Origin of the sequence: Robbsia andropogonis, from assembly GCF_034047095.1 — a bacterium.
Taxonomy (GTDB): Bacteria; Pseudomonadota; Gammaproteobacteria; order Burkholderiales; family Burkholderiaceae; genus Robbsia; species Robbsia andropogonis.
Map to the genome: position 1 here is coordinate 1,366,653 of NZ_CP139166.1, position 9,134 is coordinate 1,375,786.

Here is a 9,134-nt window from a genome sequence, read left to right on the forward strand (position 1 = left end):
CATCATTTGCGCCGGTAGTGCGCCAACGCCATCTTCCCGTGCTCAGAAACCATTTCGCGTCTGGTTCATACACGCTGCGATCTCGTGGTCCGATGGAAGCCGAATCCGCTCGACGTGCTCTGAAAGCATGCGGATATACCCTCTCTCTTCAAAGGCGTCCAACCACCCTCGCATGGGCCAGACACCCCATATCCGTCGGAACACCTCCGCGTTATTGACGATATCGACAAGATGGTTGAGCGGTGGGTCATACGTGCGATGGTATTGATGGAAGGCCAACGCGGGCGAGGACACGAGCGCAACACCCTGCTGTCGCGCACGATAACTGAAATCAGTATCCTCACCGCCATACCCTCGGTATCGCAAGTCAAACCCACCTATTTTGTCAAATACCGTCTTCGTGCAAGCGAAATTCAACGACCAGAAGAGCGCATACGGCATCTCGCCACCGCCCGTGCGGAAGGCATGCAAGGGATGCTCGCACGCAACAGATTGCAAGTGCGCAACGGTGGCAGTTGATGCATCGACATGCGCCGGTAAATAACGCACCTCTCCTTGGTACAGCGCACCCGGTGCGTCTCTCATCGCCTTGACGTAACGACCCACGAGTTCCGCGTTCGGGATGCAGTCGACATCCAGGAAGATGCGTTCTGGATAGGTAGCGGAAGACGCCGCGATATTGCGTGCGGCCGCAAGCGGCAACGTGCCCTCACCAGATACTTCCAGGGACACTATCGGAAAACACCGGCTTTTCCGAGGCTGCGCTTTCTCGTTCATATGAACGACAATCACCTCGTCAGGCTTGACGGCACTGTTTTCAAGCCCAGCCAATACATTATCGAGATGGCGGGGCCGTCCGTGCACCAATGTAAGAACACTAACCATGGCGAGAGCCTGTGAAGTTTTGCTGCCAGGTCGAGGCTGCAATCCGTATCGCACGGGCGGCATTCATTGCGCCATCGTGCAAGGCCAGTCGGTCCCATTGATGCGTATCGAGCAGCGAAGCACGCTGCAGCAATGCGGGCCAATCGCCGGCGTCCGGCCATCGCGGGCAGGAAATTGCAACGCCCAGCCGCATCAAGGCACAAGCGGTCGAGACCTGCTCATCAAAAGGACGTACTTCAGGAATCGCAATATAGCGACAGCGCAAGACAGCCATTTCAGCGACCACGCTATCACCCGCGGAACCAACGACGATCATGGCCTGGCTCAGAAAAGGACGCGGATCATCGATGATGCCTTCGATCGACACATTGGCAGGACACGCCGCAATGCTTACGTCAAGCGGACCGAGCACCGACCAGTGCCAATCTGGTGTTGCGACAGCGGCAGCGCGAACCTGTTCAAACGTCAAATTGGTACCACCATGACCGATAAGCACAACCACCGTCCGTGCCGGAGACGGTAACGTGCGCGGCGGGTTCGCGAACCGGCAGATGAAGCCCGTATAAATCGTCTTGTCTTCCCATTGCCCGCGCCCGTCGCGAAGCGCCAATGCTTTCGGAAAAGGCGCGACAAGTTTCTCGGCGCTACCATATGCCAATTCATGCGGCAGATCGTCACGCTCACCGTTTTGCCGGATGTAAATCGTTGGCACCGAACAGAGTCTCGCAAATAGCGCAACCTCCACCGAGACATCGACGACCAGCAAGCAGGGCCACTCGGCACGAAACCACTTCGCCAACACGCTCATCCGCCCTGCGATATCGCGTAGTCCGGTTGGCGCATAGTGAAAGCTCGGCACCGCCGCAAAATCGACGGGCGTTTCCTGAGCGATATCAAGTGGTAGCAAGCAAGACCTTATCCGACTATTTACGTGATCAGGCAGCGTCGCGCTGCTGAAAATGGTTACCGGATGGTCCATGCAATTCGCGATGGCCATCGCGCGTCTTAGGTGCCCGCTACCGTGATGATGGGCGTAATAGCCAATCGAGACCTCACGCATCGACTACCGCGCTTTGTTGCATGGTTGCGCTCAGGAGACGCTCGTAGCTTTCAAACATGGCCGCTTGCCGCCAACGTGATTCGGCGATGAGACGACAATCCGCACGAGATAGACACATCGCCGCCAGGGCCGCCTTGGCTAATCCGGCAACGTCGCCCGGCGGGGCAGTGAAGCCCGAATCGGCCGTCAAAAGCTCAGGTATCGCGCCTCTTGCAAACGCCGCGACAGGCGTGCCACATGCCAGTGATTCGGCAACAACAAGCCCGAATGGTTCGTCCCAGCAGGGCGTCACGAAACACACGCTCGCGCGCTGAAGACGTTCAATCAGATCGGCTCGCGCCAAGTGACCGATATAGCGGGCCCGATCGTTCAGCCGCGGTGCAATCTCCGCCTGAAAATAAGCCTCGTCTGTCGCCTGACCGACGATCTCGATGGAAAGGCCGGCAAGGCGCGCGGCGTCAATGGCGAGATGGGCACCTTTGTCGGGCACTAAACGACCAAACCAAATGGCATGCTCATAGGTGGATGAACCGCCGGGCCTCCACACTGAAAGATCGATGCCGTTCGCGACGACATCGCAATGTGGTACCCATTTTCCCCAACTTCGTGCATTTGCATTCGAAACCGTTGCAAACCGCAATCTCGATTTACGATGTACACCGGAGATCGCATTTACGAGTTCGAAAAACGGAGGCGTATGCAGAACGGTGAGCATCGGGGTTGCTATAAGCGATGCCATCGTCAAGGGAACGTAATGGAGCGAATTATTGAATACGACGTCGAAATTTTGATTGTCGAGGCGCTGCATGCATGTCATGTACGCGACATGCTCATCCAGGTATTCCTTGAAAAAAGCTTCCCTTGCCCCTCGGATACCGGATGCGGCGTAATTTTCATCGTCGAGAATCGCGACATGATGCAGCTCCGGCGCCGAACCTGAACTGGCAAAAAGCGTGACATCATGTCCCCGACGGCGCAAGCCCAATGTCATGTCATACGTGAACGACTCCAGCCCGCCTGCGAAGGGCTGACGTATCGGATGTTTGATATGCGTAAGCATTGCAATGCGCATTGCTATTTTTCTCGTTCGTGGATCACATCGCAACGGGAGACCGGCAAGCGATGCGGACGTCCGGGATGGGCGCCGCCAAGCATGCAGATGCTGTTTCCTGTTCTCCAATAAAAGGACGCGGTACCCAAGGTGCGAAGATTGCGTGAGATGGGCCTACTGCCCCCCCACGCCTTTCTCAATGACTTGCGACTACAGCGATTTCTGTACGGCCTTGCCCGATCCTAGATCCGCCCCGGTAATCGGAGCAGCTTTAGGGTTGGATGCCGTCCGGGCAGCCATCGCTTCCAACGCGGCAACGTCGTTTGGCGCGCCATTTACCATCGCCTTGCCATTGCCACCATCCACCGCCGGCTCCGGCGACGCCACGAACTCCCAATCCCCTCCCGAATTCCATGGACCCCGCACGTCATCCTCCGATGACATGTTGTAGTAGACGCTCGTGAACTCTGGTTTGCCGGGCAACTTTCCTTGCGGGAAATTCGGCTGAATCGAATGCAAGGCTTTTTCGAAGGACTTCTGATGCGCAATTTCGCGCGTCATCAAGAAACCCAAGGCATCCTTCACACCCGCATCATCCGTGACATTGATCAGCCGCTCGTAAATAATCTTCGCACGCGCTTCCGCCGCGATATTCGAGCGGAGATCCGCCGTGGGCTCACCTATCGTATCGACATACGCCGCTGTCCATGGTGTGCCAGCCGAGTTGGTAAGTGCAGGACCGCCACCGTAAAGCAAGGACGTGATATGTGAATCATTACCGCCGCCCGTCATGGCGCGATAAAGCGTCGCTTCTTCTTCCACGCCCTCGGCAAGCTGGCCTTTTGCGCCTTTATTCAACATCGCGACCATCGAGCCGATAATCTCAAGATGGCTGAGTTCTTCTGTTGCGATATCAAAAAGCAGATCTTTTCGACCCGGATCGTCCTCTCCCACCGCTTGGGTGAAATAACGGCACGCCGCCGCAAGTTCACCTTGCGGGCCACCGAACTGCTCCAGCAAGAGATTTGCCAAACCCGGATTTGCGCCTGCAACCCGTACCGTGTATTGCAGACGTTTGTTGTGCATGAACATGGAGACACTCCTTTCAAAGGCGTTGGCGTTGCATGCTCGCGACACCAACTACCGTTAGAGGGAAGCGAGCGCGTAACGCGCTTCGCCGGTCTCAGGCGTCAGCCTGGCGTACGCAGCCTACGTCTGGCTACTGTGTAAAGTGGTACGCTCATATCGCACGGAACGTTCCCGAACCGTAACTTTCAGCGCGATGGATCAAAACAGAAAAGGCCGTGCACATGCGGTCGGCCATTATCTGATCATATTGCGTCACGCCTTGCGTCGTGACACACCACGATCCGGCACGCAAACGGAATAACCCACCCCTATCTGTACTAAACTTCGCCCTCAGCCTCGTGAAACGTGCAAAGCGGTTGAAACGGCACGCATCGCCAGCAAATAGCCGTCGGTCCCCAGTCCGCATATGACGCCGCGGGCGGCAAGCGAGATAAGGGAATGTCGATATGGCTCATCTCGCTGGTGGATGTTGGTAATGTGCACCTCAATCACGGGTCGGCGGATCAGCTTGACGGCATCCAGCACCGGAATGGACGAGAACGAAAATCCAGCTGGATTGATGATAACGGCAGCGCCGGCTTCAAACGCTTCCTGCAGCCAGTCGACCATCACGCCTTCGTGATTTGTTTGTCGAAAGTCGCACTGCAGGTCAAGTTCGCGCGCAAGCGCCTCGGTCCGCGCTTTTACTTCCGCCAGCGTCGTCGTACCGTACAAATGCGGCTCGCGCTTTCCAAGCATGTTGAGATTCGAACCATTCAGCACATATACCCGAGGTTTCATCTTTTTTCCTGCGTATCAATGAGAGTGGGACTGGATCGCGTCGTGCGCGGAGGAACCCATCACCGCCACCTTGGAATCAGCGCGGTTCATATCGATGCCCAGGGTTTCCGGTGCCGTAAGAATAGCGACGAGAGAGATGACGTTCAGCACGACGCAAACCGCCACCACACCCCATGGCGATCCATTGCAGACCGCAAACAACCAGACCGCCAGCACGGGCATGGGACCACCGGCGATCAAGTTCGCCCCCGTATAGGCAAGCGCCGAACCTGAATACCGCACATTCGTTGGAAAAGCCTCGGCAAAAGCAACCGGCTGAATGCCGCTCTGGAATTGCGTAAAACCGAGAAAGAATCCCATCGCAAGCAGCATGAGGAAGAAGTGCCTTGTATCGAGGATCTGAAAGTACAAAAAGAGCATCAACAAGGTCATGCACGACCCCAATGCAAGCGCCTTCCGGCGTCCGATACGGTCGCTCAACATGCCCCCGGCAAGCGCCCCGACGATCGCACAGATGTTCGCGCCCATCAGCAAAAGGAAGCCTGTTTGTTTCGGGACCGCCAAAGTCTTGGTCACGTAGCTGAGCGAAAACACCACGATCAAATAGAAAATGGCCGCCGGCCCACAAAAAAACAACATCCAGCGCAACACGGTTCGCCAATGCAGGCGTAATGCATCGCGCAAGGGATGCCCGACTTGCACGACCCCGGTCTTGCGCAGCGCTTCAAATGCTGGCGTTTCACTCACCCGCAAACGGATATAAACACCGACAATGACGAGAACAAAACTCAGGACGAAGGGAATGCGCCAACCGTATCCATCGAAGGCCTCGGCGGACATGAGCGATGACAGGGCAAGCAGTACCCCGTTTGCCATGATCTGACTCAGTGGCGAGCACAGGCCGAGCAGGCCGGAATATTTGCCGCGTCTGTCAGCGCTCGCATGTTCGATCGCCATCAGCTGAGCGCCTGTCGATTCGCCGCCTAACGCAAAACCCTGCAGAATACGCAGCAATACGAGCAGGAACGGTGCCCATACGCCGATGCTGGCGTACGTCGGCAACAGTCCCATCAGCATTGATGAAAGGCCCATTACGGAGACCGTCGCGAGCATCACATTGCGGCGCCCCAGCTTGTCGCCAAGATGCCCGCAGATGATCGCCCCCAGTGGTCGTGCGGCGAGCCCGACGCCGAATGTCGCAAGCGACGCGAGTAACGCCGATGTCGGGTCCATCGCCGGAAAAAACAATGTCGGAAGCACCGTTGCGGCCAAGGCGCCATAAAGCGTGAAGTCAAACCATTCGAGCGCCGTGCCAACGGCGGCCGCCGTTACTGCACGGGTCCGCATCGCCTGGTGCTCGGGTGCATGCACATGCGTGTTCATCATGTCTCCTCCGTCGATCATTGCAAAAGCAATAACTACCGGGAATGGTGTGTGTCGACGCCACGTCGTGCGTCGCGCTGTATTTACCCGTCACGCCACCTTGGTGCATCGCGTCACGAGTTGGAGCAAAGCGTAACAGCACGCTCAGGACGGTGTTCCAAGGTGGAATTTCATACCGCATTGTGAAATGATGATAAAACGCGCCGACATAGAGGAGTTGCGCACCATGCCTAGCGTGACAGATCGAACCATGGCCATTCTCGAATTCCTGGCAACCCAGATGGAAGGAACGCCGTTGGCATTGATTTCGGACCAACTCGACATTCCACGCAGTGCCTGCCACCGGCTGTTGGCGGATCTGAAGCAATGCGGCTATGTGCGGCAAATACGCGAACACGGAGACTATGTACTGACGACGAAACTGGTCGGGCTCGGGCTCGGTTACCTCGCCACGTCGGGGATCGTCGATATCGCGCAAACCATTCTCGACCGACTTGCGGAAAAATCAGGCGAATTAGTCCGATTGTCCATCGTCGACGGCGACCGCATTACATGGGTGGCGAAGGCGCAAGGTGCGCTGAAGGGGCTGCGTTACGATCCCGACATGGGGATGGATACGGTCCTGTCGTGCAGTGCGACAGGATATGCATGGATGATGACGATGACCGATGAGCGCGCCCTGGCATTGGTTACGCACCAAGGTTTTGGCTCGCCAAAACAGTACGGGCCGAAAGCCCCGACGACGATCAATGGATTGCTTGCATTTGTCCACGCGGCGAGGGACCGGGGCTACGCCACGATCAACGAGGTATTCGCGCCCGGAATGACGGCGATGGCGGCGCCAGTGCAGCGTCGAGGCTATCCGGCAATCGGTGTGATCAGTATCGCGGGCCCGCTGGTTCGCCTGACCGAGAAGCGGATGGCGGAGCTGGGACAACCATTGGTCGCGGCAGCAAATGAACTTGCCGCCGCGAGTCTCGCGTCACCGCTGTTTGCACGGGTTCGGTAGCCGCCAATCATCGCTTCATTGACGTTATTCGGCGCCAAGCGCCGCCAACGGCACTTATCCGGAAACCCGGAGTACACGATCCGGGCCATTTTTTTCGCTATGGGAACCTCACGTTCGCGCCACCCCAACCATGGCGCACGACGGTCAGCCCTACCATGCGGATACCCGGGATCGACAACAAAACCGATAAACGCTATCGCACAAATAAATGAACCGCGATCACGGGCCGATATCACACGATGATGTCGTCGGGGTGGGGATAGTGCGCGGCACACGGGGGCGTGCGGAATCGAATGACTTACCCTGGATCCTACGTACCCCATCATCCTGAATGTGGACATCTAGATTGATATGAAAGTGCTATCAGGTACGGTGGTTGGACTCCCTCGCCATGCATCGATTTCAAGCAAAACCGTTCGTGACCGGGCAGCGGCCATGACGGCGGCGCGACCCGGCACGCCAAAACAAACCGGTACCGCCGCACACCTCACATTCCCCGCTCTGAAAGCACGCGTTAAACGAGACGAACAGGCGCTATCGCGACGTACGTTTTCCATGGGAGCCCATAATACGCAACGCGACACGACTGAGGACTACCGACGTAGCCGCCGTACGCTTGCGAACCTTCGCGCCTTGTTGGACGATGCCCGACCACGACACGCCTCCGGCTTCGGTACTACCAGACAGGACGTCTCGGGCATCATTGTCCACGGTGCGGCCAACCCCGCGCAAATCAATTTGGTCAACAAGCTTCAATCAGTGGAAACGCCAAGGGAAGGGTCGTCCGCACCGGACACGATAAAAGCCTTCGAGGAAAACTGCCGCGATGTGCTGGAATGCATGCGCATGTGCGCAGGGGAAGCCTATGCGGTCACGACGAATAACGTTGCGACTGTAGAGGGACTGACTCTTTGTACCAACCACTCGACCACGGCAATGAAAGTATGGGAGGTGACCACGCACCCGGACACCCTGGTCGTCGTGCTAGGTTTTGCCGGCACACGGATGACGGATATGGGAGATATCCGCTGCGATTTCAACGGCCAGATCCCTCAGACACATAGCAATCCGCTAGGTGATGATTTACCGAGCTTGGGCGCCATCGGCGGTGGGTGGTTGCAACGCTGGCATACGGAGGCAGGGACCATCCGTCCCGGAGAAAGACAGATTGCCGCGTTTCTCGAACACTATGCGCACATGGCGAGGAAAGATGCCAAGACGCTACGCATATCGATAGCGGGACACAGTCTAGGCGCGGTTGTCGGAACGCTGGCCGGTTTTGATATAGCGACATTTCTGCGCACTAAGGGTGTCAAGGGATCTGTGTCCGCTTACGCATTTAATCCTCCACGCCTGGGTCCAAAAGGGATTGCGGCAACCTATCGGAACGCATGGACGGAAGCGGGTGACGGCACAATGGACTTCACGCTGCGCCAGTTCACGCGATGCCTCGATCCCATTCAATCATTGCCGATGCTCATGGAACATCCGCACTGGAGTGGTGACACTGGCGGTATGATCGCCAAGTACTCCGCCAAAGGACTCATGTTGTACACCTATAACGACCGGGCGATCGACCGTCTGAATGTGGGCGCCAACCACGACATCGGACCGTGGCAAAAAGTCATTGCATCCGGCATGAGCGGAGAGGCATTACGCGCCCTGTTCGGTCGCCCACATCCGGATATCGATCGCGGCGAATAACAGCCATCACATTCCCGTTCGACGCATACAAGCGGTAATGCCGCGCAACCAGTGACGGCGGACAAAACAGGGTATTACTGGCATGGATACTGACATTGCCGTGCTTGCCTGCGCGCGCCTGCCAGCGCCGCGCATGCATGGTATGCTGCCGCCATGAGCGCTTCCACGTCCGA

8 protein-coding genes are annotated in these 9,134 nt (G+C 57.2%); 2 read left to right on the plus strand and 6 right to left on the minus strand.

Features of this window, described 5'->3' with window-relative positions:
* Nucleotides 1-42 precede the first annotated feature (42 nt).
* The 6 genes from SJQ66_RS10845 to SJQ66_RS10870 all read right to left on the minus strand — a co-directional run bounded on the left by SJQ66_RS10845 (nucleotide 43) and on the right by SJQ66_RS10870 (nucleotide 6,248).
* The gene (locus SJQ66_RS10845) at nucleotides 43-885 is read right to left on the minus strand and encodes a glycosyltransferase family 2 protein (RefSeq protein WP_024904296.1); all 843 of its coding nucleotides are present in this window, start codon (nucleotides 883-885) and stop codon (nucleotides 43-45) included.
* Nucleotides 878-1,864 carry a glycosyltransferase family protein gene (locus tag SJQ66_RS10850; RefSeq protein ID WP_320534043.1) on the minus strand — a complete coding sequence of 329 codons (987 nt, stop codon included), beginning with the start codon at nucleotides 1,862-1,864 and terminating at the stop codon, nucleotides 878-880. Before SJQ66_RS10850 ends, SJQ66_RS10845 begins: the two co-directional genes overlap by 8 nt.
* Before the next feature lie 73 nt (nucleotides 1,865-1,937).
* Nucleotides 1,938-3,017 carry a glycosyltransferase gene (locus SJQ66_RS10855; RefSeq protein WP_024904294.1) on the minus strand — a complete coding sequence of 360 codons (1,080 nt, stop codon included), beginning with the start codon at nucleotides 3,015-3,017 and terminating at the stop codon, nucleotides 1,938-1,940.
* Between the two features lie 189 nt (nucleotides 3,018-3,206).
* On the minus strand, nucleotides 3,207-4,088 hold the full coding sequence (locus tag SJQ66_RS10860) for a manganese catalase family protein (RefSeq protein WP_024904293.1): 882 nt from the start codon (nucleotides 4,086-4,088) through the stop codon (nucleotides 3,207-3,209).
* Between the two features lie 327 nt (nucleotides 4,089-4,415).
* A complete protein-coding gene (locus SJQ66_RS10865) occupies nucleotides 4,416-4,865 on the minus strand; it encodes a type II 3-dehydroquinate dehydratase (protein WP_320534044.1) in 450 nt (149 codons plus the stop codon).
* 15 nt (nucleotides 4,866-4,880) lie between these two features.
* Nucleotides 4,881-6,248, minus strand: coding sequence for an MFS transporter (locus SJQ66_RS10870; RefSeq protein WP_253464028.1), 1,368 nt, complete (start codon nucleotides 6,246-6,248; stop codon nucleotides 4,881-4,883).
* 226 nt (nucleotides 6,249-6,474) lie between these two features.
* On the opposite strand from SJQ66_RS10870, the gene SJQ66_RS10875 reads away from it, so the two are divergent.
* On the plus strand, nucleotides 6,475-7,257 hold the full coding sequence (locus tag SJQ66_RS10875) for an IclR family transcriptional regulator (RefSeq protein ID WP_253464002.1): 783 nt from the start codon (nucleotides 6,475-6,477) through the stop codon (nucleotides 7,255-7,257).
* Nucleotides 7,258-7,608: 351 nt separating this feature from the next.
* Nucleotides 7,609-8,961, plus strand: a complete 1,353-nt coding sequence (locus SJQ66_RS10880; protein WP_320534045.1) for a lipase family protein — start codon at nucleotides 7,609-7,611, stop codon at nucleotides 8,959-8,961.
* The last annotated feature ends 173 nt before the right edge of the window (nucleotides 8,962-9,134 follow it).